We start from the raw sequence: 23,880 nt of genomic DNA, 5'->3' as shown, positions 1-23,880 counted from the left end.
GTACGCGCCGAAAACGTTTTGGCGTCGCTGACTGTCCCTCTGCGACGTCTCTCGACGCCAAAACCGTGCGGGAACGCGAAGAGCGGCGCCTCGTAGGCGCCGTTCTTCATCGTTCTTTCGAGACTGGATCGGGCGTTACTTGCCTGTCTTGGCAAGCACGTCGCGGCTGGTGAGGATCAGGAGGTCCTCGCCGTCGACCTGAATCTCGGTCCCGCCGTACTTCGAGTAGACGACGAGGTCGCCCACCGCCACGTCCATCGGGATGAGCTCGCCCGTCTGCTCGGAGCGCCGGCCGGGACCCACCGCGAGGACTTCGCCCTGCTGGGGCTTCTCCTTGGCGGTGTCGGGGATGACGAGACCGCTGACCGTGGTCTCCTCGGGCTCGCTTGACCGGACAACGATCCGGTCCTCCAGCGGCTGCAACTTCATGCGTTCGCCTCCTGCGGCGTTCTTCGTACGGGGTTTTGGCCTTGCTTCGACTCTGGCACTCGCAGCGGGCGAGTGCTAAGGCACGATACCGCCCCCGTGCGAGGGCGGCAAATGGGCGCCTCGGGCCGGAGAAGGCCGGACTCAGGTCAGGGCGAGACTGGGCGCTACCCCGGCGTCGAGCGGGGTGGGGCCGTTCGCCTGGAGCTGCCACCACGCCGTCGCCGCGATCATGGCGGCGTTGTCGGTGCACAGTGCCGGCGGCGGCAGGAAGGCGCGCCGGTTGGTCGCGGCGGCCACTGCCTCCACCCGGGCCCGAAGCGCCGAGTTGGCAGCTACTCCACCGCCGAGCACGAGCGTCGGCGCACGGGCCTCGTCCGCGGCGCGCACGAGCTTGTCGACGAGCTGGTCGACGACGGCAGCCTGGAACGACGCAGCCACATCGGCGACGTTGCCGCCGGGGTGACGAGCAACGTGCTGCACCACCGCGGTCTTGAGTCCCGAGAACGAGAAGTCGGGCTCACCCGGCATCGCGCGCGGGAAGGCGATCGCTTCGGGATCGCCGTCGAGCGCCAGCGCGTCGATGAGCGGCCCGCCGGGATACCCAAGGCCGAGGTGCCGAGCGACCTTGTCGAACGCCTCGCCCGCGGCGTCATCGACCGTCTGGCCAACGACCCGGTATTTGCCGTGTCCTTCCATGACCACTACCAACGTGTGGCCACCCGAGGCGACGAGCACGGCGAGCGGGAGCTCGAGGTCGGGTTGGTCGAGCCACGCCGCGTAGCAGTGCGCTTCGAGATGGTTGACGCCGACGTAGGGGACGTCGGCGACGAGCGCAAGGGCCTTCGCCGCGCTCACGCCGACGAGGAGCGCGCCCGCGAGACCGGGGCCATGGCAGGCCGCGACCGCGCTGAGGTCACTGAGCTCGACGCGGGCCTCGCCGAGCGCGTCGGCCACCACCGGACCGATGAGCTCGACGTGCGCGCGGCTCGCGATCTCGGGCACCACACCACCGAAGCGCGCGTGCAGGTCGACCTGGCTCGACACCACCGACGACAGGATCTCCGTGCCGCCGGCCACGACCGCGGCCGCGGTCTCGTCACACGAGGTTTCAACGCCCAAAACATTCGCTCCCTCGCTGCGGGGCGGGATACCCGCCCCGCGGGCACTCGCTCGCTGGCGAGCACCCTCCGTTCCTCCGTCGCTACGGGTGCCGCGTGTCATTGGGAGAAGCTGGTCTCGCCGGGGATGACGCGCTCGATGCTGTCGAGGAGTGCCGCGTACTCGGGCGTGTCGACCGCGTGCACCCACATGACGAGCGCGTCCTCGCTCGTCTCCTGGTAGTAGTTCTTGCGCACGCCGACGGGCGCGAAGCCGAAGCGCCGGTAGAGGTGTTGGGCGGCCAAGTTCGAGGTCCGCACCTCGAGCGTGAGGTTCTGCGCGAACCGCATCAGTCCTTCGCGGGCCAGGGCGAGCATGAGTCGGGTGGCGATCTTGTGCCGCTGCCACTCTGGATGGACCGCGATCGTGGTGACGTGGCCGTCTTCGGCCGTCATCATCAATCCGGCGTACCCCACCACGTCACGGCCGACTCGGGCAACGAAGTACGACCGGGTCGCCCGTAGCGCGAGCTCGGAGAGGAACAACGAGTGGCTCCACGGCCGCGGGTACACCTGCTGCTCGATCCGGAGCACCGAGCGCACATGACGCCGCCGCATGGGCGCGATCTCGACCGTCAGGGGCTCGGTGATCATGGTTGCAGTCTCTTCGTCACCGGGGGGTCTCCCAATGAAGCTCTGCGTCACTCTCGCGCAGGTACATCGGGTGCAGATCCCACGGGTTCGTGAACTCCTCGCGCTCGACCCGGGCGGTGGCGAGGCGGACGAGCGCAGCCACGCTGGGGGCCTCGAACTCGGAGCCGGCCTCCTCGGCCCGGCCCATGGTGGCGAACTGCTCGCGATATCGGGTGACGCCGTCACCGGCGAGCAGCACGTCTTCGCCGGTGGCTTCGAGATCGGCGATGAGCTCGTCGACCGCGCCCACCACGTAGTCCCCCTCGCGCTGCACGCCACCGGGCACCGGGCGGTAGCGGGCATGGAAGACCTCGCGCCGGCGCGCATCGATGACCGTGACGATCGGGCGGGTGGCGTGGCGGAGTGGATAGGCGATCAGGTCGAGGCTCGGCACCGCGACCACCGGGATGCGCAGCGCCTGCGCCATCACTTTGGCGGTCGTCACTCCGACGCGGAGCCCGGTGAACAACCCGGGTCCGATGCCCACGGCGATGGCCGCGAGCCGGTCGAGCGGCACGCCGGTCTCGGTGCACACGTATTCGATCGCCGGCGCGAGCTGTTCGGCATGGCGCCGCCCCCCGACCACGCGCACCTCGCCCCGCACGACGCCGCCGTCGCCGATCGCCACCGCCACCTGCGGTGTCGCCGTGTCCATCGCGAGCACGAGCACTAGGCCGCGCCCCCGACCACCACGGCGAGGGTGGCGGCTCGCTCGCCCCAAGATGGGCCAGACGCTTCGAAGCGCAGCGTGCGCGCGCGCTCGGCCTCCCCGAGCTCGAGCGCCACCAGCAGGTGATCGGCTGGGAACAGCGCCTCCACGGCGTCGCCCCACTCCACAACAGTGACGGCCTCCAACCCAGAGAGGCCAGCATCGGCCGCGAGATCCTCGAGGCCGAGGTCGAGCAGCTCTTGCGCGTGGTCGAGGCGATACACGTCCACGTGCAGCATTCGAAGCCGACCCTCGTATTCACGCGCGATCGTGAACGTAGGGCTGACGACGGTCTCCTCGATGCCGAGTCCCTCGGCGATCCCCTTGGCAAACTCCGTCTTCCCGGCACCGAGCGTGCCCGCGAGCAGCACCACGTCACCCGGTTCGAGCAGCGCGGCCAGGACGCCACCGATGCGGCGCGTCTCCTCGGGCGCGTGGGTGACCAGACTGCCGACTGCCGTCACTTGGGGCGCGCCAACGCCCGCTTCGCCACGATGAAGTCGGCGCGAGTCTGCGCGAGTGCGGCACCACCATTCCGAAGAACGGCCGAGGGGTGCAGCGTGGGCACCAACACCTGTTGCTTGCCCACCCGCCCGAGCTGCACCGGGAACTCCTTGCCCCGGATCTTGGTGATTCCCAGCTTTGTCGGAGTTCCGGCCGTATCCAGGAGAAGCTTGGTCGCGAAGTTGCCCAGCGTCATGATCACGTTCGGGTCGAGGAAACCGAGCTGCGCCTCGAGGTACGGGCGGCAGGTCTCGATCTCTTCGGGCTGCGGATCGCGGTTGCCCGGCGGGCGACATTTCACGACGTTGGCGATGTACACCTCGTCGCGCGTCATCCCGATGCCCTCGATCAGCCGGGTCAGCAGCTGCCCGGCGCGGCCGACGAATGGGATCCCCTGCTTGTCCTCCTCGGCGCCGGGTCCCTCGCCCACGAACACCAGGTCGGCGTCGCGCGCGCCCACCCCGAACACCACCTGCGTGCGGCCCGCAGTCGCGAGCGGGCACTTCGTGCACGCCAGCGCCTCGCGCTCCAGGTCGTTCCAGGTCTTCCAGGTAGGCGAGCTCGGAGCAGGATCCTGCGCCGGATCGGGGAGGAGCGTCACGGTTCAAGTCTGCCGGACGGCGTTGCGCACCGCCTCGGCCACCACCTCCGTTGCCGCCATGCGCAGGCGATCGAGGCTGAACGGACCGGCCGCTCCAGCGGTGCTCGATTCCGTAGCGCCGGTGGCCAGCGCGATCACGAGGTCGCCGTCGTGGCGGGTGTGCGACGGGCGCAGCGCTTGGGCCAGCCCGTCATGCCCGCTCTGTGCGACCAGGTGGCACTCGGGCTTCGTGAGCCGGACGGCGGTTGCCACGACCACAAGGGTTGTGTTCTGGAAAAGGTTGGGCGCGGGATCCGGGAACGCCGGCACGTCGGCCGGTGCCGTGGAGCCGGCGAGCATCTCGCCGTCGGCACGCACGACGTCGCCGACGGCGTTCACCACCGCGATCGCCTCCAGGCTCGCGCCCACCCCACCCGGGTCGCTAGCGACATGGCTTGCGATGCCCAGCCCGCCCGGCACCGCGTGCTCGGCGCCGCGCCACTTGCCGATGGTCGCGCCGGCGCCCGCGCCCACCCGTCCTGACTCCCACTGGCCAGGCTCCGCCAACGCTCGCTCGGCTGCCTCCGCCGCGGCGCGACCCTGGTCGGCGGTCGGTCGATCAACCCCGGAACTGAGGTCGTAGATGGCCGCGGTCGGCACGATCGGCACGGGGCCGCCACGCGTGGGGAACCCACGCCCGCGCTCGGCGAGCCACGCCATCACGCCGTCGGCCGTCGCCAATCCGAACGCCGATCCGCCGGTGAGCACGACCGCATCCACCTGCTCGACGGAGCGACCGGGCTCGAGGAGCGCGGTCTCGCGGGTGGCGGGCGCGCCACCACGGATCTCGCACGAGCCAACGGTGCCCTCGGGACAGAGCACGACGGTCACGCCGGTGCCCGTCCCCGTCCAGTGCCCCAGCCTGATTCCCGTCATGCCCCTACGGCCGGCACTGCCGACGGTGCTCACCCCGCGGCCGCGTCCGCTCCAGCCCGGTCAGGCTCTTCCCCCGAAGACTCCTCGCTCAGTGAATCCGGCCTGACCTCGTGCGAGAACTCCACGAGCAGTGCTTCGAGCTCCTCGGCCCGCTCCAACATGATCGTGTGGCCCGCGCCTTCGATCATCACGAGCCGCGCGCCAGGGATCAGGCCAGCGATGCGGCGCGACTCCATCGGCGGTGTAAGGACATCAGCAGTGCCACCGATGACCAAGGTAGGCAGGTCAATGTCGGGAAGGCTGGGTGTGAGATCCATGTCGAGCAGGCACGCCACGGCCTCCCGGCTCGTGTCGGCATCGCAGTCAGCAAGCATCTGGCGGACGAGCTCGACGTGGCTCGCGAGCGGGTCGCGCCCGAAGCCCAAGCGAGCGAGCATCGTGCCGAGGCTCGGACTTGCCATCACTTTTCCGAGCTCCAAGCGATCGGACATGCCCTGGACCGCGCAACGCAGACGGCGCGTGGTGCTCAAGTGGGTCTTGGACAACGACGAGATCAGCACGATCCCGGCGACGCGAGATCGCGCGATCGCCGGGAACCGCGACGCGAACGCTTGCACTGCAACCCCACCCATCGAGTGCCCCACGAGGATGGCGTCGTGCAGGTCGAGCGCTTCGAGGACCGTGCGCAGATCGAAGGCCAGGTTCTCCACCGAGTGCCCGGTCTCGCCCGAGAGCGAGCTCCCGTGACCACGGGTGTCGAACGCGACCAACCGAAACCCGAGCTTCGGCAGCGTCGCGAGCTGTTTGACCCAGATGCGCGAGTCGATCGTGACGCCGTGCGAGAGGACGATCGGTGTGCCGTGATCGGGGCCCGTCTCGAGCACGTAGATGCTGCCGCCGTCGTGGCTCGGCAGCCGCCGTTCCGACACGCCAGCCCTCTCCGAAGTTCCTGCCTTGACCAACGCGTCCCCATTCAGCAAGGGCAGGAGCAGCTCGGCGTCGGGGTCGGGTCGGTTGCTCAGCCCGCGCCGCACCGCTCGTTGCGCGGCATACCCCGCGCCAGCGAGCCCCGCGGCGACGCCGACCGTGACGCCCGCGACCTTGAGTGCGCGCTTGCCTGCACTCATGGCAGATACACCCGGGGAACCCGCGGACCGAGGCGAGTGGTCACCTCGTAAGGGATCACGCCGAGACGCTCGGCCCACTCGCCGGCTGTGATCTCCTCGCCACCCTGACAGCCGATGAGCACCACCTCGGTGTCGGCCCCGAACGTGTCGGCACCGACGTCGACGACCAGCTGATCCATGGTGACGGCACCCGCAATCGGCCGCCGGGCACCACCGATGAGCACCTCTCCACCCACGAGGCCGAGGCTACGGGGCACGCCATCGGCATATCCCACCGGCACGGTCACTGCGTTGGCTTTGGTGGGCATCGTGTAGTGCCGGCCGTACGACACGCTCGCGCCGGCGGGAAGTTGCTTCGCGTGCGACACGCGCGCCTTGAGTGAGAGCGCAGGCTGCAGATCTATGCGATCCGCGACCGCAGGAGAAGGTGGAATCCCGTAGATCGCGATCCCGCAGCGCACGAGGTGGTGATGCGCCCGCGGGTGCGCGAGCACCCCGGCCGAGTTCGCCGCGTGCACGATGAGCGGGACGTCGCGCTCGGGCAGCGCGGCGAGCAGCGCGTCGAACTGGTCGAGCTGCTCGGTGTTGTACGCGTTCTCAGGTTCATCAGCCACGGCGAGGTGTGTGCAGATGCCTTCGAGCTCGAGCTCCGGGCGTGCGTCGACGACCTCCACGAGCGCGATGGCATCATCGGGCGAGCAGCCCACTCGATGCATGCCCGTGTCCACCTTGATGTGCACTGCAAGTGGTCCGACGCCCGCATCCGCGACGGCCTTCGCGAGCGCATCGATGCCGTTGGTCGTGTACACCACCGGCGTGATCCCGCGCGCCACGACGGTGGCGGCGGCCGCGGTCGGTGGCTCCGACAGCAGCAGGATGCGAGCGTCGATCCCCGCCTCGCGCAGCTGCACGCCCTCTTCGACGAGTGCGACCCCGAGCCACGTCGCCCCCGCCTCGAGCGTGGCGCGCGCCACGGGCACCGCGCCGTGGCCGTAGGCATCGGCCTTGACCACCGCCAGGAGCTGCGCGGGCGCGGCAACCTTTGCCAGCGCGCGCACGTTGTGCCGGATGGCGTCGAGGTCGACCTCGGCCCAGACCGGCCTGAAGTATCCAGTCACGTGGTGTCGGCCACCCGGCGGACGATGTCGCCGCGGGAGATGATCCCGACGAGCTTGCCGCCGGCATCCACCACCGGCATGTGGGTGATGTCGTCTTCGTGCATCTTCGTGGCGACGTCGGCCAGCGTCTCGTCAGGTCCGGCCGTCGGAAACTCGGTCTCCATGAGGTCCTGCACGGTCGCGGCGACCATGCGCTTGAGCTCCTCCTCGAAGTGCTTCTGCTGCCCGGGGATCGGGAAGTCGACGCCGAAGAAGTTGAGCATCGCGGGGACGTGCAGGTTGCTCTCGGAGACGAGGAAGTCCTCGTCCCGGATCAAGCCGACGACCTTGCCCTCGGCGTCGACGACGGGGGCCGCGCCGATCTTCCGGTCGGCGAGCGTGTCTGCCGCCTCCGCGAAGGACTGTTCGGGTCGGAGCGTCGTGACCTGGCTGGTCATGACGTCACGGACGAGGGCGCTGCTCGGCATCAGGTCTTCCAACCTCTCTCTGGCAGACGGATTCTTCAGGCCAAGGTCGTGAATACGGAGGGAAGTGCCGCCACGAGGTCGCCGGCGACGAGTCCAGTATGCCCGGCGGCATCGGCGGCGAGCCCGTGCACGAACACCCCGGCGGCCGCAGCCTCGAAGGCATCGAGGCCCCGGGCGAGGAATCCGCCGATGATCCCGGTGAGCACGTCGCCGCTCCCCGCGGTTCCGAGCCAGGGGCCATCCCGGTCATTCACGACCAGCCTTCCTCCCGAGGCGGCGACAACGGTGCCGGGGCCCTTGAGCACGCCGACGCAGCCGGTCGAGTCGGCGAGGTGGCGAGCCGCGGCGATGCGGTCGTCACCAACGGGCTGGCCGAGCAGGCGCTCGTACTCGCCTTCGTGGGGGGTGAGCACGGTCGCTGCCGGGCGCGCCCGGAGCGCATCGGCCGCGCCGGCGAAGGCGTTGATGCCGTCGGCGTCGAGCACGAGCGGCGCGTCGATCGTGCTCACGAAGTCGCGCACCGCCGCCGTGGTGTGATCGGCGGCTCCGAGTCCAGGACCGATGGCGACGGCATGGAAGCGATCGAGCGCGCTGCGTACATCGTCACAGATGCCGGTCAGCGCGCCGGCCTCATCCGACGGCAACGCTTTCGCGATCACCTCGCTGCCGGACGCGCTGGCAGCCGCGTCGGCACCCGGCACCGCACACCACACGATCCCCGCGCCGGCGCGCATGGCCGCGTGGCTCACCATCAGTGGCGCGCCGGTCATCCCACCGGAGCCACCGATCACGAGAAGACCCGAACGCCATTTGTGCGTGTCGGGCACCGGCTCGCGAGCAAGCCACGCCTGAACGTCAGCGTGCTCGATCAAGCCCACTCCCGGTGCGGTCTCATTCCCCAAAGAGAGCTGGATACCGATGTCGGCGACGTGAACGTCTCCCGCCAGACCGCGCCCGGGTTCGAACACCAGGCCGGGCTTGCGCGCCGCGAACGTGACCGTGGCGATCGCATGCACGGCGTCGCCCTCCACTGCACCCGTCATCCCGTCGACACCCGACGGGATGTCGACCGCGATCGTGGGCACGTCGCGGCTGCGTTGCGCGACGAGCGCGGCATCGCCCTCGAGCGCGCCACGGAAGCCGGTGCCGAACATGGCGTCGACCATCACGTCGGCCCGGCCCACCCCTCGGTCGAGCTCCGCAGCCGGGACGCCGCGCGCGAGCTCGAACACGTCGGTGCGCACACCCCATCCCCGCAGCACCCGCGCCGCGACCAGCCCGTCGCCACCGTTGTTGCCCTTGCCACACACGACGACGACTCGCTTGCCGTACACCGCCCCCACGTGCTGGCGCACCAGCCACGCGACCGCGTGCCCTGCCCGCTCCATCAGCACTTCTAAAGGCGTGCCGGCGGCGATCGTGCGCTCGTCGGCCGCGGCCATCTCGGCGGGGGTGAGGATCGGCTGCATGATCAGTCGCGGCCGATGGCGATGGCGATGGCCAGGGCCGTGGTGTCGGTATGGGTGAGCGAGAGCTGCCAGTCGACGATGCCGCGCTCGGCGGCGATCTCCGCAGCCCGGCCGTGCAAGGCGACCGATGGAGCGCCGCTCTTGGCCCGCACGACCTCCACGTCACGCAGCTTGAACTTCCACAAGCCGACGCCCATCGCCTTCATGACCGCCTCCTTGGCGCCGAAGCGGGCCGAGAGGCTCTTCGCCGGATCCTTTTGCTTGGCTGCGTACGCGCGCTCCTCGTCGCTGAAGAGCCGCTCGTTGAGCCTTTCACCGCGTCGCTCCATGGCGAGCCGGAAGCGCGAGACCTCGACGAGGTCGGTTCCCAACCCCACGATGTGCACGCATCCACGATACGACCCGGCATCGCCGCCCACGGCCCTTGCCGCCACCAACAGTGCTGGTGCGGCTGATGCCATGATCCACGCGTGGAGACGCCAACACCCGATTTCTCGCAGTTCGACTCCGGGGTGGCGAAGGGCCTCGAGGGTGCTCACGACGACGGACCCGGGCTCACTGGCTACCTGGGCATCCGCCACGCGGAAGTGGGCGCCGGATTGCTCCGCGCCGAGATCACGGTGCGCGACGAACTTCTCACGCCGTTCGGCAACCTGCACGGAGGCGTGATCGCCGCGCTCTGCGACCACGTGCTCGGCACCGTCTGCTATCCGGTCATCGCCCGCGGCGCGTGGGCCGCCACCACAGAGTTCAAGCTCAACTACCTCGCGCCCGTCACGACCGGCACGCTCCAAGCCACGGCGCGCATCGTGTCGCTCACGAAGAGCACAGCCGTCGTCCGCATCGACGTGATCAACGAGGCGCGGTTGGTTTGCACCGCGCAAGGCACGGTCCTCATCAAGCCACCGAAGGCTGCTTCGTAGCGTCGCTGCGCGTCGGACGGTCATGGCGGATCGGGCCCGGCATTCGGTGGCACGAGATTCCACTGGTTGGTGGTGCCGGTGACCTGCCATCGACCGGTGGTCTTCAATCGGTGGTGGTACCAGCAGATGCGCCAGAGGTTCGTTTGCTCCGTGCGGCCACCCTCGGCGACCGGCACGACGTGGTCGTACTCGAGGTGGAAGCTCGCGTCGCAGCCGTCGACACCACAGACCGGGTAGCGCTGGTCGAGCCAGTCCTTGAGCCACGCCGGAAGGTGGCGGGACGCTGCGGAGAACTCAGGCAGCGCGTCAGCGTCGCTCGGAAGCGCTCGCACTTTGGCGTTGGCGAGCATCTTCTTGCCGAGCGTAACCGGGATCGGTCCGATGCCCGGGATCTCACAGCGTTCTCCAGGGAGCAGGTGTCCGCGTTCGGCCGCCGCGCTCATCACCAGCGTGGCGCCTGTGGCCTTGCGCGGGCCTCGAGTGATCAGCGCGTGGAGTGCGTCGGCCGCATGGGCCTCACGCGCTTCACGGCTACCAGCAGCGCGCGCCTCGCGGAAGAGCAAGTCGGTCTCCGCATCGAGTGCCGCATTCACTTCGGCGCCCTTGTCTGGCGACATGCGCCACATGCCGCACGCCGCGCTGTCGGGATCGACCCACGTGCGTACGGTGCGGGTGTCGTGAAGGCGCTGCCCCCACGCGGCGTCGTCAACCTCGGCACCGGCGCGGACCCGACGGCACCTGTCCTTCAGGCCCTTGAGCGATGTTCGGTGCGCGGCCGCGACCAGCTCACACTCGGCGCTCGGGTCCTTGCGGGCCGCGCCGGCGATCTCGTGGGCTTGGACCTCAGAGAGCTTCCCGGCGCGGAATGCCTCGTTCGTGGCGGGCAGATCGGCCAAGCCGGTGATCGTCTCCAGCGCGCGGTGCGCAGCGCCGACCCCGACCCCGGTCTTCCGAGCGAGCCAATCGGCCGCCGAGCGCGCCCCGCTCTCGCGATACGCACCGGTCTCGTCAACCCGCTGCGCGCCGAGCGCCAAGCCAGCCTCAGCGAGGTGCTTGATCTGGGCGAAGAGCTCTACGGCCCTGACCGCGCGGCGGGCGTCGAGGAGCCGCGGCTCGAAGTCGCGAACGGCCGTCTCGATGACGGCGACGGCACCGCGGAGCTCCTCGAACTCGAACATGGCCTGCGTCCTCGTGATCCACCAGACCGGCAGCGCCGGCCGGGAGCCCCGAAGGGCTCATTCCGAAGGCAGGACGTCAGGCTCGTCCGCGAAGCACTCCCAGCACGGTAGCGAACGTATGTTCGCCCGTCAAGTGCCGGCCCAGAAATCTCGGAGATTTTTCTGGCTCGGCAGACGAGCTTCACGCCCGCTGGCTTCGCACGCGGTCGTTGGCGTCGGCGAAGACTTGACGGGCGCGGTCGACGTCGAAGGGGCGCTCCTCGAGTGACTCCGCGTCCCACTCGCTGCGGGGCTCGTTGAAGAAGTCGCCGCCGTAGACGTGGATCGCGCCGGTGAACGAAGAGAGTGGGTTGGCGACGGCGTGGATGGCGTCGTCACCGAGGAGCAGCACCTCGCCTTCCCGGACCGACTTCCCTCCGCTCGGTGCCAACCCACGGTCGTCGCGACGGAAGAACTCGTTGTCCTCGGTGCCGCCATAGATGCCGATCGCCGCCCACATCCGATGGTCATGCGGGAACAGACGCATGCCGGGTGCCCAGACCACGTTCAGGACAGTGAGCTCGGGCGACGCGTGCAGGGACTCGATGCCGCCTTCCTCCCTGCCCAGCGCGTCGGCAACCGCCGACGGTCGATCGAGCAGACGGTCGAGCACGTCACGTGTCGCGGAAAGGGGCTGATCGGCGGACAGCGCCGATTGGCAGTCAGCAACGAGGGCTTCCACCTCGAACCCGGCCACTACCGCCGCCAGCGCGCCGCGAGCACGTACACCGGTTCGGTAAGGAGGTCGACCACCGGCTCGGTGGCGAGGACGGCGTCGTCGAAGGTGGGCTCGGTCTCGGTGACGGCGTCCCGCAGGGCGCCGTAGCGACCCTGGTAGCCCTGGAGCACGGCGCGCATCGTCTCGGCCGGCAGCGTGTCGGCGAAGCGCACGTGCAGGAGCGTGAGGCCGACGGTCTGGTTGCTCTTGACCTCGGGGACGATCACAATCGTTCGGCCGTCACCCGCGCCTCGGAGCGCGGTGACCTCGCGCTGCGTGGCCACGCGGTGCTTCGCGCCCCGCAGGCTCGGATCGGTCTCGGTGCGCGTCTTGAGGCCCGTCGCGACGCCGCCACGGTCGACGACTTGCAGCGTCGCCGCGTCGTGCGCAAGGTCGCCCTCGATCCGGTACCGCGTGTAGCCCGTGACCTCCTCGACCGCGGGGTCCAGGTCGACGAGCGTGCGCAGCGCTCGATAGCTCAGGCCGTCGCGCGGCGCGCCAGCGGAGAGCACGGCCTGCACGAGCGGCGCTTGGAGCAGCGACTCATCGGAGCGGGAGATGCCGACAGTGACGGTCTTGGCCTGGTGCTTGATGGCGTCGACGGGCCGCGTCAGCTCCTCGATGCCCTTCGTGAGCGCAGCGGTGAGGTCCTCGACGGCCGTGGACGGGCTGCCGACCTTGCCGTGCTCTATCTCGTACGAGTCAAGGGAGAGAGCGCCGGTGGCGTACCGGAACAGCGAGCCGATGCGCGCCGCGGTGCTCGCCTCGAGCGAGCCGTCGTAGGTGCCGGCGCGCAGGCCGTCGTGGAAGCGACGGGCGGGACCGTCGAGACGCGGGCCGAGGCGGTCGAGCAGTGCGGCCGGCGGGCCGGGCGCGGCGGCTTCGACGGCGGCCCGGGCCTCCCGCAGCGGCCGGCCGGATGCGTCGATGGCGAGGGCGGCCTCGTAGCCGAAGAGGTGCCCGACCACGGTGGCGAGCACGAAGTCCAGGTCGGGATGCACGCTGGGGACAGAGATGGTGTCGAGCGCGGCCGGATAGCGAGCGCCGTCCTCCGCGATCACGATCGGCGCGGCGCGGTGGGCGCGGTAGATCGCGACTTCCTTGCCCACATCGTCGGCGTTGGACCCGGTGAGGCCGGCCGCGCACACGAGGATCAGCGGCTCCGACGACAGATCGATGTGTTTCTTGTCCTCGGTGATGTCGCAGGCGATCGCCTTGTAGCAGAGCTCCGACAGCTTGATCCGCAGCTCGCGTGCCGCGATGGCGTTGACGCCGTTGCCCACGACCGCCCAGTAGCGACGACTCAACACATGTCGCTGTGCGACCGCGGCGATCGCCTCGCGCTGATCGACGACCGTCCGCATGGCGTCGGGAAGCTCACGCAGCGCGCTGAGCCGCTGATGCGCGTCGTCGGGATCGAGCACGCCCACGGCGTCGGCAAGCGCTACGGCCAACAGGTGGCCCGCGGCGATCTGCGCGTAGAACGCCTTGGTCGACGCCACGCTCATCTCGACGTCACGCCCGTCGGACGTGTAGAGCACACCGTCGGACTTGTCGACGAGGTCACTGTTGCGGCGGTTCACGATCGCGATCACCACCGCGCCGCGGTCGCGGGCGAGGTCCACCGTGCGGTTCGTGTCGGTCGTGGTGCCGCTCTGGCTGATGGCCACGACGAGCGTGTCGGACATGTCGGTGCGCAGCCCGAAGCCCGACAGTTCGGTAGCCGGAAGCGCCTCGACGACGAGCTGGTCGCCGGCGAGCCCCTCGAGCGCGGCAGCCAGGCTCTGACCGGCTACGGCCGCAGTGCCCTGCCCGATGACGGTGATGCGCCGCAGCGTGGCGTCACGGAGCCGCTCGACCACGGACCATGGCAAGGTCTCGGGCCCGAGCGCGACGTGGAGACGGCCGCCTTCGTCGATGACCTTGCCGCGCATGGTCTTGCGGAACGACTCGGGGGCCTCGGAGATCTCCTTGAGCAAGAAGTGGGGATAGGTGCCGCGGTCGATGTCACGGGTCGTGATCTGTGCGTGGTTGAGATCGCTCTCGCTGACCGGCAGCGCGGTGCCGTCGTACGCGAAGCGCTCGATGCCGTTGAGCTCACCCGCGCGCCCGGCGCCGATCACGACGATCTGGCCGCGCGTGGTCGCAGCGCGCTTGGCATCGGCTGGCGTCTCGCCGTCGAGCCGGATGTAGGTGTCCGTCTCCTCGACGAGCCCGTACGGCTCGCTCGCCACGATGAACACATCGTCGGTGACGCCCACATACAGCGCCTGGCCGCTCCCGCGCAGCGCGAGGAAGAGCTTGTCCGGCGCAGCGGCGCACGTGGCGCCGATCGCAACGGAACCCTCGAGCGTGGCAACGGTGGCCCGGAACGCTTCGGTTGCGTCGGTGCCGTCCGCGAGGCGGCGTGACACGAGTGCGGGGATGACCTTGGCGTCGGTCGTGATCTCGGCGGGCGGAAGCACGCCTTCGAGCACCGTGAGATCGGCATGGTTGTCGACGTCACCGTTGAGCGCGGCGGCCACGTACGGTCCGTCCGCGCGGCCAACCTCCTCCTGGTTGAGCGGGTGCGCGTTGGGCTCAGAGATGATCCCGACGCTCGCCCAGCGGGTGTGTCCGAGCAGCGTGACCTCAGCGTGCTCCGACGCGAGCGCCAGCTTGAGCAGGTTGTCGTCGCGGATGGCGGTGCGCAGGTGGCGCACATTGTCACCGAGCTCGCCGATCTCGGCCGCCGCCTTGTACACGATCGAAAGCATCCCGTCGGGCGTGCGCACCGCTCCGTGCGCGAACAGCGGGTCGGACGCGCGGCGGTTGACGAGGCCCGCCACGGCCGCGTCGGCGAAGTCCAGCCCGTGACCGCGCACAAGAAGGTGGATGCCGGCGGAGTCGCGACCGCGTACCTCGAGCCGGTCGAGGGCCGACAGCGCAATCTGGATGGAGGTGTACGCCTCGATCGCAGCGGGCGATGCGTCGCTGCCGGCCAGGTCGGCGACGGCCCGTGCCGTTCGGAGCCGGTCGTTGCGCACAGCCCACACCGCGTCCTTGGCCCGCAGCATCGCGGCGTTCACCGCTTCGAGGTCGGCAGCGCCGAGCGAGGCCGCGTCCTGGTCGAGACGACGCTCGGACGCAGTAAAGAGGTTCGTAAGCGCCTCGGAGTGGTGGTCGATGCCGACCGCGCCGGGTCGGTCAGTCAGGAGCGCGGTGACGCCAGGCACGCCGCGCAACGCGGCGTCGACACGTTCGATGGCCGCCGCCGCGGCATTGAGATCGGCGACATCCCCGGCCCACGAACCGAGGCGCACTGCGGCCGCCTCGAGCTCTTCGACCAATGGGGCGAGCGCCGGCGCCAGCCGCGTCGAACGACGCCGAACGACGCCAATGATCCCGCACATGAAGCACCAATCCTACGGCAGCCGAGGGGTGACGAGACTGCCCGTCCGTTCTCGGCACGCTGGATGACCCGTGGGGTCGTTGAACGTGCCGAGAACCAGCAACTACCCGAGGGGTGGGTCGAAGCTGGCGCGCTCGACCAAGTCCACCAGGCGGTCGGCGACGAGCTCGGCGCGTTCGACGCTCGGGGCCTCGACCATGACGCGTACGACGGGCTCGGTGCCCGACGGGCGGACGAGGACGCGGCCGTCGGGCTGGAGCTCTTGGTCGATCTGACGGGCTTCCTCCCAGAAGATCGTGTCGGCCTCGATGGCGCCGCGGTCACGCACGCGCACGTTGCGCAGCACCTGGGGGAACTTCTGCATGACGCCGGCGAGCAGGCCGAGCGAGTGGCCGGTGCCGTTCACGACGTCGAGGAGCATGGCGCCGGTGAGCGCGCCGTCACCACCGGTCGCATGATCCGGGAAGATGATGTGACCCGACTGCTCGCCGCCAAGAGAGAGGTTGCGGCGCTCGAGCTCGTCCACCACGTTGCGGTCGCCCACGTCCACCTCGACGAACTCGATCTCGTGCGCAGACAGGCAGCGGCGAAGCCCGAGGTTGGACATCACGGTCGCGACTACCGCCTGGTCTCGGAGCACCTCGCGCTCGTTCATGTCGAGCGAGCAGATGGCGAGGATCTGGTCGCCGTCCACGATCGCGCCCCGCTCGTCGACCGCGATCACGCGGTCGCCGTCGCCGTCGAACGCAAGCCCGGCGCGAGCGCCGCTCGCCACGACCGCCTCCTGCAACCCGGCGGTGTCGGTAGATCCACAGTCCTTGTTGATGTTGGTGCCGTCGGGCCAGGCGTTCAGCACCTCGATCTCGGCGCCGAGCTCCTTGAAGATCTTTGGCGCGGTGCGGAAGGCGGCGCCGTTGCCGCAGTCGAGCACGATCTTCAAGCCGTCGAGGCGCCGGCCTTCGAGTGCACCGACGAGGTGGCCGACGTACTCGTCGATCGGGTTCTGTATCTGACGGTCGACGCCAACACCCGCACCACCGGGGCCGGGCTCAGGCGCGTCCATCGCCATCTCGCGCAACTCGGCCTCGACCTGGCGCTCAAGCTCGGCCGACAGCTTGCGGCCACCGGGCGCGAACAGCTTGATGCCGTTGTCTTCGTACGGGTTGTGGCTCGCGGAGATCATCGCGGCGGGCGCGCCACGGACCTTCGCAAGGTGCGCGACACCCGGCGTGGGAATCACTCCGGCGAGCTCGACCTCGGCGCCCTCGGCGCACAGGCCCGCGACGAGCGCGGCCTGGATCATCGGACCTGAACGGCGCGTGTCACGACCGATGACGAACGCTTGATCGGTGCCCATGACGTGCGCGAGCACGCGACCGAGGGCAGTGACGAGCTCCGGCGTGAGCTCGCGGTTGGCGAGGCCTCGGATGCCGTCGGTGCCGAACTCGAGTGTCACGGGCCGGTGAGCCCCGAATCGCGCGTCAGCGCTTCGAGTACTGGGGCGCCTTGCGGGCCTTCTTCAGGCCGTACTTTCGGCGCTCCTTCTCGCGGGCGTCGCGCACCAGCAACCCGGCTTTCTTGAGCGTCGGGCGCAGCTCGTCGTCGAGAGCGACGAGCGCGCGGGCGATCCCGAGTCGCAGTGCGCCGGCCTGCCCACTCACGCCACCGCCGTCGAGCGACGCGTCGACGTCGTACACGTCGGCCGTCTGCGTGAGGCGCAGCGCCTCGGTCGCGCTCTGCTGGTGCGTGAGGATCGTGAAGTATTGCTCCATCGGCTTGTGATTGATGACGATCTGCCCGCTGCCAGGACGCAGGCGCACGCGCGCAACCGCCTCCTTGCGACGACCGGTCGTCTGGATCAGCGGCTTGGACAACAGTGCTCCTCTTAGCTGGCGCGTTTGGTGGTGGACGTGAGTGCGAGGGGTTGAGGCTGCTGCGCGGCGTGCGGGTGCGTGGGGCCGGCATACACACGCAGCTTGGTGATCATCTGGCGACCGAGTGGGCCCTTCGGGAGCATCCCCTTGACCGCGAGGCGAATCACTCGCTCGGGGTCGCGTGCGAGCAGGTGCGCGAGCGTCTCGGAGCGCAACCCACCCGGGTAGCCGGAGTGGCGGCGGTAGAGCTTGCCCTCGGCCTTGCGGGGGTTGATGTCGAGCTTGGCTGCGTTGATCACCACGACGTGGTCGCCCACATCGACGTGTGGCGCCCAGATCGGCTTGTGCTTCCCGCGCAGCACGACGGCGACCTCGGACGCGAGCCGACCGAGCACGACGCCGTCGGCGTCGACGACGTGCCAGGCGCGCTGGATGTCGTCGGGCTTGGGTTGAAAGGTCCGCACGCGGGTCCTCACCAGAGAAAGGAGGATTGGGCTGCTCGTGACCGCGAGCGGCCTCGAAGACCAGCCATCCTACCCAAGCGCCCCAATTTCGGGCAATCGGCACCGCGGCAGACCGAAATCGGGGCTCGCCTAGCCTGGCGCCGATGGCCATGACCACCGGGTCACCGACCTGGCTCGCCCCCGAGCGCGCCGCTGACGCCGACGCCGCCCTCGCGATCCTCACCGACTCCGCGCTCGAGCCGATCGTCGACATGGTGCTCCTGGCCCGGGACGAGGCCTATGAAGCCCGCTCGGCCGAGGGCATGGTTCGGTTCCGACGCGATGGCGACGGTGGGTACGAGGTCGTGGAGACCGAGGGCGCCGACCCGCTCGCCGACCAGTCCGTCGATCGGTTCACGCCGCTGGCCGACGAGCTCGCCAACACCAACCCGCACCGGCGCGAGAACTCGTACCCGCACGCCTTCGACCACGTTGCGCAGCTCTTCGATCACCCGGCTGCACCGGACCTGTGCGTGTTGCACTCGGCCGATCACAACTGGGAGGACCAGGGCGGCCATCGCGGCGAGCACGGCTCGCTCGGGATCGTCCAGGCCCGCGCACCATTGGTGCTTGCGGGCAAGGGCGTGCGCACGGACGGCGTGGTCCCGCGTTCGGCGCGCCTCGTGGACGTTGCGCCCACCGTGCTCGAGCTGCTCGGCGTCGATCGAGCCGCCGACGGCACGCACCTCGCCGGTCAGGACGGCGTCGTGCTCGACGACTCACTCGATCCTTCGGCCGGCCGGCTGCGCCACGTGGTGGCGTTCCTGTTCGACGGCACGAACTCGAACGTGTTGTACGACATGGCCGGACGGGGCGAGGCCCCGAACGTCGCCCGCCTCATCGAGATGGGCACTGCCTACGGCTATGGCGCGATGGCGGGGCTGCCCACGGTCACCCTGGCCAACCATACGTCAGTGATCACGGGTCGGCTCCCCGGGCACCACGGCATCCTCCACAACGCGTGGTTCGACCGGCGTACCGGCGAACAGATCATCACCAACTCCAACGCCACATGGCCGACCGCGATGAACAGCTGCGTGGACGGCATCGACTCGATCCACGACGCCATCCACCGCGTCGAGCCCGGAATGTTCACCGCATCGGTGAACGAGCCCTGCGACATCGGCGCCGACTACTCCACCTTTCAGTTCTTCCGCCGCGGCGAAGTGCCACCGATCCCGAAGTCGCCCGACGGGCTGCCCCACACGACAGAGCGTTTCGTGCGACCGTCGAAGGACTACTCGTGGTCGTCGGTCGTCGACCACATGGGCACCGACCAGGCCGTGGGCATCTGGGGCGGGTCGTACCGGGACGAGTCGTATCCGTTGCCCCGGTTCATGTTCTGCAACTTCACGCTCACCGACTCGGCGATGCACGAGGGCGGACCGCACTCCGAGGTGGCCGCGGCGTCAGTGCGCGATAGCGACGGCCGCATGGGCGAGATCTTGGCGGCGATCGAGCGGGCCGGCGCGTTCGACGACACCGCGTTCGTGCTCCTCGCCGACCACGGCATGGAGGAGACCGACCCGGCGGTGAACGGCGACTGGGACGTGCCACTGCGCGACGCCGACCTCACCTTCCGCGACGAGGGCTACGGCTTCCTGTACCTCGGCGAAACGCCCGGCTGACATTTCCCTCACATTCGAGGGGCATCGTGAGGGGCATGAAGACGCTTGCCATCTGCCTGACCATCTGCCTCTCGGTTGCGATCTGGGCGGCGGGAGCCGGGAACGCCGGCGCCGCCAGCGCCTCAGGCGCCGACTGCACCACCGCACCGGCGGTCCTCGGGATCGACTCTCTGGACAGTCCGGTCTCGCCACTCCAACAGCTCGACGTGTACGGATTCGAGGACGCCAAGGGCTGCGACTCCGTTCCCGTCGTCGTGTACGTGCACGGTGGCGGTTGGCGCAAGGGCGACAAACGCGTGGTCGGCAACAAGGCCACGTTCTTCAACGAGCTCGGGTATGTGTTCGTGAGCGTCAACTACCGGCTCTCCGACCCCGTCCGTAACCCCGACCGTCCTCAACACCCGGCGCACGCCGACGACGTCGGCGCCGCGGTGGCGTGGGTGGAACAGCACATCGATGCCTATGGCGGCGACAGTGAGCAGCTCGCGCTCATCGGTCACTCGGCCGGTGCGCACCTCGTGGCGCTCGTCGGTCTCGACGACACCTACGTCGAGCAGGCCGACGGCGATGTGTCAGCGATCCAGTGCGTGATCTCCAACGACACCGCGTCGTACGACCTCCTCGCTCGTGGTGAGGACGGACCCGGAGCAAAACTGCTCGTGGCCAACGCGTTCGGCGCCGATGAGGACACCCTGCGAGACGCGTCGCCATTGACGCACGTCGGCGATGACGACGACACGCCCGACTTCCTCGTCGTGCGCCGCGGCACGCCCGACCGCCAGGGCGCGCAAACCGCCTTCGGCGATGCGCTCGAAGCGGCGGGCGGCAGCGTGACCATGGTCGACACCCCCGGTTACACCCACGCCGACGTCAACGCCCAGATCGGTGTCCCCGGCGAAACGGTGATCACCCCACCCATCGAGGAGTTCGCTCAGGACTGCCTCGGTTGAGCGGATTCGGTCAGTACCCCACCTGCTGGAGCGAGAGGCCTTGGGGTGGGGCGATGCGGCCGGCGGCTTGGCGGTTGTTTGCTCGCAGGATGTTCATGATGTCGCCGGGGCGCAGCTTGTCGGTGGCGGCGTCGATCATGGTGCCGACGATCGCTCGCACCATCTGCCAGCAGAACGCGGTCGCCCGGATCTCGTAGGTGAGGACGCCGCTGCCGTCGTCGTCGAGCCAGTGCGAGTCGAGCACCCGCCGCACCGTCGTCGAGCCCTCGGGGCCTCGCCGGCAGAACGACGCGAAGTCGTGCTCGCCTACGAACGGATCGGCCGCGAGGCGCAGACGTGAGACGTCGAGCGGGTCGGGGAGCCACCAGGCGTACCGAGCAAGGAACGGGTCGGGTTCCGGCCGGTTGACGATCGTGTACTGGTAGCGACGCCATGTGGCAGACCGGCGCGCGTCGAACGACGCATCGACGCGCTGGCAACGGCGCACGACGATCTCGGGAGCGAGGATGCCGTTGAGCGCGCGGCGGACGCGCTCCGGTTCGGCCTCCGCCGGGATCTTTACGCTCACCACTTGGCCCCACGCGTGCACACCGGCGTCGGTCCGCCCCGCGCACCTCAAGCCGAGCGGCGCCGCTGACGTCGGCAGGATCTTGTCGAACGCGGCGGTGAGCTCACCTTCGATAGTGCGTTGGCCGATCTGGGTCGCGAAGCCGCGGAAGGCGGTGCCGTCGTACGCGATGACGAGCTTCAGGGTGTTGGTGGGTGGTGCCGACTCCGGTTGCGCCCGCCAGGCGACGCCGGACGGGGCCTCGCTCATCGCAGTGAGCTTCAGACCAGCTCGATGCGCGCCATGGGCGCGTTGTCACCCGGCCGGGGCCCGAGCTTGAGGATGCGCAGGTAGCCACCGGGGCGCTCGGCGTAGCGGGGGGCGATCTCGGCGAAGAGCTTGTGGGTGGCGCGCTTGTCGTGCATCTTCGAGATGACCATGCGCCGGTCGTGCACGCCGCCGCGCTTGGCCTTGGTGATGAGCTGCTCGGCGTAGGGACGCAACGCCTTGGCCTTGGCCACGGTGGTGACGACGTGCTCGGCCTCGAACAGGCTCGCGGCGAGGTTCGCCATCATCAGGCGCTGGTGCGCCGGATCCCTCCCGAAACGCGGTCCCTTGCGGGGCGTGGCCACGGTGTTACTCCTTGACGCGCAACGCGAGGCCGCGCTCGTCGAGCTTCTGGAGCACTTCCTCGAGAGACTTCGAGCCGAAGTTGGTGATCGCGAGCAGATCGTCTTCGGTCTTCTGCACGAGCTGACCGATCGTGTCGACGCGTGCCCGCTTGAGGCAGTTGCGGGGCCGCTCCGACAGGTCGAGCTCCTCGATGGGCAGCTCGAGGTCGGGCGACGCCGACGTGGCCGGCGACACCTCGCCGAGCTCGAGGCCGCGGGGCTCGTCGGACAGGTCGGCGACCAGGGCCACGAGGCTCCGCAGCGTGTCACCCGCCGAGGCCAGGGCCTCGCGCGGGGTGACCGATCCGTCGGTCTCGATCTCGAGCGTGAGCTTGTCGTAGTTGGTGGCCTGCTCGACACGCGTCGGCTCGACCGAGAACGCCACGCGGCGCACCGGCGAGAAGATGGCGTCGACCGGGATCACACCGATCGTGGACGTGCGCTTGTTGCGCTCGGCCGAGAGGTAGCCACGCCCCTGCTCGACCGTGAGGTCGATGGCGAGGCGACCGCGCTGGTTCACGTTGGCGATGTGCAGCGCGGGGTTCAGCACCTCCACGTCGGAGGTGGTCTGGATGTCACCCGCGGTCACCTCACCCGGGCCGCGCTTGTCGAGACGCAGTGACACCGCCTCCTCGCTGGAGCAGCGCAGCACGAGGTCCTTGATGTTCAGGATGAGGTCGGTGACGTCTTCCTTCACACCGGGGATCGTGTCGAACTCGTGAAGCGCCTCGTCGAAGCGCACCTGCGTGACGGCCGCGCCGGGGATCGACGACAGCAGCGTGCGGCGCAGGCTGTTGCCGAGCGTGTGACCGAAGCCCGGCTCGAGCGGCGAGATCACGAACGACTGGACGTTGCCCTCGGCCTCGCCGGCCTCGACCTCAGGTCGCTGGATGATCAGCATGAGATGCCTTCTCTTCTGCTCTGCGGGGGATTACTTGGAGTAGAGCTCGACGATGAGCTGCTCGCGCACGGGCACGTCGATCTGCTCGCGCAACGGCAGGTCACGAACCGTCGCTTGGAACGCGTCGGCCTTCACGTCGAGCCACTGCGGGATCGCGCGGTCGATCGTGTCGAGGTTGTGACGCACGACGATGTTCTTCCTGGCCTTCTCGGACAGCGTGACCACGTCTTCCTTGCGCACTTGGTACGAGGGGATCGTGACCCGCTTGTCGTTCACCAGCACGTGGCCGTGGCGCACGAACTGGCGCGCCTGGTTGCGGCTCGCCGCGAAGTTGGCTCGGAACACCACGTTGTCGATGCGCTGCTCGAGCATGCGCAGCAGGATCTCGCCGGTGATGCCGGCCTCACCGTTGGCGGCGGCGTACATGCGGCGGAACTGCTTCTCGAGCACGCCGTAGATGCGCCGGGCCTTCTGCTTCTCGCGCAGCTGGATCAGGTACTCGCTCTCGCGGATGCGGCCACGGCCGTGCTCGCCGGGCGGGTACGGCTTGCGCTCCACCGGGCACTTCATGGACTCGCACTTCGGGCCCTTGAGGAACAGCTTCATCCGCTCGCGTCGACAGAGCTTGCAAACCGCAGCCGTGTACCTGGCCATCAGACTTTCCTCGCGATGGTGGAGCGAGCCATCAGACCCGCCTCCGCTTCGGCTGGCGACAGCCGTTGTGCGGGATGGGGGTGACGTCCTTGATGCCGACCACTTCGATGCCCGTGTTCTGGATCGTGCGGATGGCGGTCTCGCGGCCGGAGCCTGGACCCTTCACCACCACGTCGACCTTGCGCACGCCGTGCTCCATGGCGCGCCGGGCAACCGTCTCGGCCGCGAGCTGTGCGGCGAACGGCGTGCTCTTGCGCGAGCCCTTGAACCCCACGTTCCCCGACGAGGCCCAGGCGATCGCGTTGCCCTGCTGGTCGGTGATCGTGATGATCGTGTTGTTGAACGACGACTTGATGTGCGCAACGCCGTAGGCGATGTTCTTGCGCTCTTTGCGCTTCGGTCGCCGTCCACCAGCGGCTGGCTTGGCCACGAACCCCTACTTCCTCGACTCGTGCGTCACTTGCGGGCCTTCTTGCGGCCGGCGACGGTCTTCTTCGGACCCTTGCGGGTGCGCGCGTTCGTGCGGGTGCGCTGGCCACGGACCGGCAGGCCCCGGCGGTGCCGGATGCCCTCGTAGCTCCCGATCTCGACCTTGCGCTTGATGTTGGCGGCAACCTCGCGGCGCAGGTCACCCTCGACCTTGAGGTTCGCGTCGATCCATGACCGCAGCTTGGCGATTTCCTCGTCGGTGAGGTCGCGCACGCGGGTGTCACGCGAGAGCTTGGTCTGGTCACACACCGTCTTCGCGACGTTTCGACCGACGCCATAGATGTA

27 protein-coding genes are annotated in these 23,880 nt (G+C 69.3%); 3 read left to right on the top strand and 24 right to left on the bottom strand.

Annotated elements, in window-relative coordinates; translation table 11 throughout:
• Window positions 1-135 precede the first annotated feature (135 nt).
• The 12 genes from groES to acpS all read right to left on the bottom strand — a co-directional run bounded on the left by groES (window position 136) and on the right by acpS (window position 9,515).
• Window positions 136-429 carry a co-chaperone GroES gene (gene groES / locus WEE69_12160; protein MEX1146048.1) on the bottom strand — a complete coding sequence of 98 codons (294 nt, stop codon included), beginning with the start codon at window positions 427-429 and terminating at the stop codon, window positions 136-138.
• 141 nt (window positions 430-570) lie between these two features.
• Window positions 571-1,548, bottom strand: a complete 978-nt coding sequence (tsaD, locus tag WEE69_12155) for a tRNA (adenosine(37)-N6)-threonylcarbamoyltransferase complex transferase subunit TsaD (protein ID MEX1146047.1) — start codon at window positions 1,546-1,548, stop codon at window positions 571-573.
• Between the two features lie 98 nt (window positions 1,549-1,646).
• Window positions 1,647-2,180: a ribosomal protein S18-alanine N-acetyltransferase gene (rimI, locus tag WEE69_12150; protein ID MEX1146046.1), complete on the bottom strand. Its 534-nt coding sequence runs from the start codon at window positions 2,178-2,180 to the stop codon at window positions 1,647-1,649.
• 16 nt (window positions 2,181-2,196) lie between these two features.
• Window positions 2,197-2,874, bottom strand: coding sequence for a tRNA (adenosine(37)-N6)-threonylcarbamoyltransferase complex dimerization subunit type 1 TsaB (tsaB, locus tag WEE69_12145; GenBank protein MEX1146045.1), 678 nt, complete (start codon window positions 2,872-2,874; stop codon window positions 2,197-2,199).
• A 14-nt stretch (window positions 2,875-2,888) separates the two neighbouring features.
• A complete protein-coding gene (gene tsaE, locus WEE69_12140; GenBank protein MEX1146044.1) occupies window positions 2,889-3,392 on the bottom strand; it encodes a tRNA (adenosine(37)-N6)-threonylcarbamoyltransferase complex ATPase subunit type 1 TsaE in 504 nt (167 codons plus the stop codon).
• The gene (locus tag WEE69_12135) at window positions 3,389-4,033 is read right to left on the bottom strand and encodes a uracil-DNA glycosylase (protein MEX1146043.1); all 645 of its coding nucleotides are present in this window, start codon (window positions 4,031-4,033) and stop codon (window positions 3,389-3,391) included. The genes tsaE and WEE69_12135 overlap by 4 nt, the downstream gene beginning before the upstream one ends.
• Before the next feature lie 3 nt (window positions 4,034-4,036).
• Window positions 4,037-4,948, bottom strand: a complete 912-nt coding sequence (locus WEE69_12130; protein MEX1146042.1) for a P1 family peptidase — start codon at window positions 4,946-4,948, stop codon at window positions 4,037-4,039.
• 29 nt (window positions 4,949-4,977) lie between these two features.
• The gene (locus WEE69_12125; protein MEX1146041.1) at window positions 4,978-6,075 is read right to left on the bottom strand and encodes an alpha/beta fold hydrolase; all 1,098 of its coding nucleotides are present in this window, start codon (window positions 6,073-6,075) and stop codon (window positions 4,978-4,980) included.
• A complete protein-coding gene (gene alr, locus WEE69_12120; protein MEX1146040.1) occupies window positions 6,072-7,193 on the bottom strand; it encodes an alanine racemase in 1,122 nt (373 codons plus the stop codon). The genes WEE69_12125 and alr overlap by 4 nt, the downstream gene beginning before the upstream one ends.
• A complete protein-coding gene (locus tag WEE69_12115) occupies window positions 7,190-7,660 on the bottom strand; it encodes a CBS domain-containing protein (protein MEX1146039.1) in 471 nt (156 codons plus the stop codon). Before WEE69_12115 ends, alr begins: the two co-directional genes overlap by 4 nt.
• A 35-nt stretch (window positions 7,661-7,695) precedes the next feature.
• Entirely contained in the window at window positions 7,696-9,129 is a 1,434-nt protein-coding gene (locus WEE69_12110; GenBank protein ID MEX1146038.1) for an NAD(P)H-hydrate dehydratase, read from the bottom strand.
• Window positions 9,130-9,131: 2 nt separating this feature from the next.
• Window positions 9,132-9,515 (bottom strand): holo-ACP synthase, encoded by a 384-nt coding sequence (gene acpS / locus WEE69_12105; protein MEX1146037.1) that lies wholly within the window; start codon window positions 9,513-9,515, stop codon window positions 9,132-9,134.
• A gap of 84 nt (window positions 9,516-9,599) precedes the next feature.
• On the opposite strand from acpS, the gene WEE69_12100 reads away from it, so the two are divergent.
• The gene (locus WEE69_12100; protein ID MEX1146036.1) at window positions 9,600-10,052 is read left to right on the top strand and encodes a PaaI family thioesterase; all 453 of its coding nucleotides are present in this window, start codon (window positions 9,600-9,602) and stop codon (window positions 10,050-10,052) included.
• 20 nt (window positions 10,053-10,072) lie between these two features.
• On the opposite strand, the gene WEE69_12095 is transcribed toward WEE69_12100, so the two are convergent.
• The 6 genes from WEE69_12095 to rplM all read right to left on the bottom strand — a co-directional run bounded on the left by WEE69_12095 (window position 10,073) and on the right by rplM (window position 17,716).
• A complete protein-coding gene (locus tag WEE69_12095) occupies window positions 10,073-11,230 on the bottom strand; it encodes a hypothetical protein (GenBank protein ID MEX1146035.1) in 1,158 nt (385 codons plus the stop codon).
• Window positions 11,231-11,411: 181 nt separating this feature from the next.
• On the bottom strand, window positions 11,412-11,966 hold the full coding sequence (locus WEE69_12090) for a hypothetical protein (protein ID MEX1146034.1): 555 nt from the start codon (window positions 11,964-11,966) through the stop codon (window positions 11,412-11,414).
• Window positions 11,966-15,379 (bottom strand): SIS domain-containing protein, encoded by a 3,414-nt coding sequence (locus tag WEE69_12085; protein MEX1146033.1) that lies wholly within the window; start codon window positions 15,377-15,379, stop codon window positions 11,966-11,968. Before WEE69_12085 ends, WEE69_12090 begins: the two co-directional genes overlap by 1 nt.
• Window positions 15,380-15,481: 102 nt before the next feature.
• A complete protein-coding gene (glmM, locus tag WEE69_12080) occupies window positions 15,482-16,834 on the bottom strand; it encodes a phosphoglucosamine mutase (GenBank protein ID MEX1146032.1) in 1,353 nt (450 codons plus the stop codon).
• A 25-nt stretch (window positions 16,835-16,859) separates the two neighbouring features.
• Window positions 16,860-17,252: a 30S ribosomal protein S9 gene (gene rpsI, locus WEE69_12075; protein MEX1146031.1), complete on the bottom strand. Its 393-nt coding sequence runs from the start codon at window positions 17,250-17,252 to the stop codon at window positions 16,860-16,862.
• 11 nt (window positions 17,253-17,263) lie between these two features.
• Complete coding sequence (rplM, locus tag WEE69_12070) at window positions 17,264-17,716, bottom strand: 50S ribosomal protein L13 (protein ID MEX1146030.1); 453 nt, start codon at window positions 17,714-17,716, stop codon at window positions 17,264-17,266.
• Window positions 17,717-17,859: 143 nt separating this feature from the next.
• Between rplM and WEE69_12065 the strand changes: the two genes are divergently transcribed.
• Both WEE69_12065 and WEE69_12060 read left to right on the top strand, forming a co-directional pair.
• Window positions 17,860-19,383: an alkaline phosphatase family protein gene (locus WEE69_12065; protein ID MEX1146029.1), complete on the top strand. Its 1,524-nt coding sequence runs from the start codon at window positions 17,860-17,862 to the stop codon at window positions 19,381-19,383.
• 35 nt (window positions 19,384-19,418) lie between these two features.
• Window positions 19,419-20,333 carry an alpha/beta hydrolase gene (locus tag WEE69_12060; protein ID MEX1146028.1) on the top strand — a complete coding sequence of 305 codons (915 nt, stop codon included), beginning with the start codon at window positions 19,419-19,421 and terminating at the stop codon, window positions 20,331-20,333.
• Between the two features lie 10 nt (window positions 20,334-20,343).
• Here WEE69_12060 and truA read toward each other — a convergent pair whose 3' ends face one another.
• The 6 genes from truA to rpsM all read right to left on the bottom strand — a co-directional run.
• A complete protein-coding gene (gene truA, locus WEE69_12055; GenBank protein ID MEX1146027.1) occupies window positions 20,344-21,150 on the bottom strand; it encodes a tRNA pseudouridine(38-40) synthase TruA in 807 nt (268 codons plus the stop codon).
• Between the two features lie 11 nt (window positions 21,151-21,161).
• The gene (gene rplQ / locus WEE69_12050; protein MEX1146026.1) at window positions 21,162-21,512 is read right to left on the bottom strand and encodes a 50S ribosomal protein L17; all 351 of its coding nucleotides are present in this window, start codon (window positions 21,510-21,512) and stop codon (window positions 21,162-21,164) included.
• 4 nt (window positions 21,513-21,516) lie between these two features.
• Window positions 21,517-22,452, bottom strand: coding sequence for a DNA-directed RNA polymerase subunit alpha (locus WEE69_12045; protein ID MEX1146025.1), 936 nt, complete (start codon window positions 22,450-22,452; stop codon window positions 21,517-21,519).
• 30 nt (window positions 22,453-22,482) lie between these two features.
• Complete coding sequence (gene rpsD, locus WEE69_12040) at window positions 22,483-23,106, bottom strand: 30S ribosomal protein S4 (GenBank protein ID MEX1146024.1); 624 nt, start codon at window positions 23,104-23,106, stop codon at window positions 22,483-22,485.
• Between the two features lie 31 nt (window positions 23,107-23,137).
• A complete protein-coding gene (gene rpsK, locus WEE69_12035) occupies window positions 23,138-23,536 on the bottom strand; it encodes a 30S ribosomal protein S11 (protein ID MEX1146023.1) in 399 nt (132 codons plus the stop codon).
• 26 nt (window positions 23,537-23,562) lie between these two features.
• Window positions 23,563-23,880: 30S ribosomal protein S13 (gene rpsM, locus WEE69_12030; protein ID MEX1146022.1), on the bottom strand; the 318-nt coding region annotated here is incomplete at its 5' end.

The sequence above is a fragment of the Acidimicrobiia bacterium genome, from assembly GCA_040881685.1.
In the GTDB taxonomy this organism is placed as follows: domain Bacteria; phylum Actinomycetota; class Acidimicrobiia; order IMCC26256; family PALSA-555; genus SHVJ01.
Note: the sequence above shows the minus strand (reverse complement) of the source record. Positions and strands in the feature narration are given on the sequence as shown.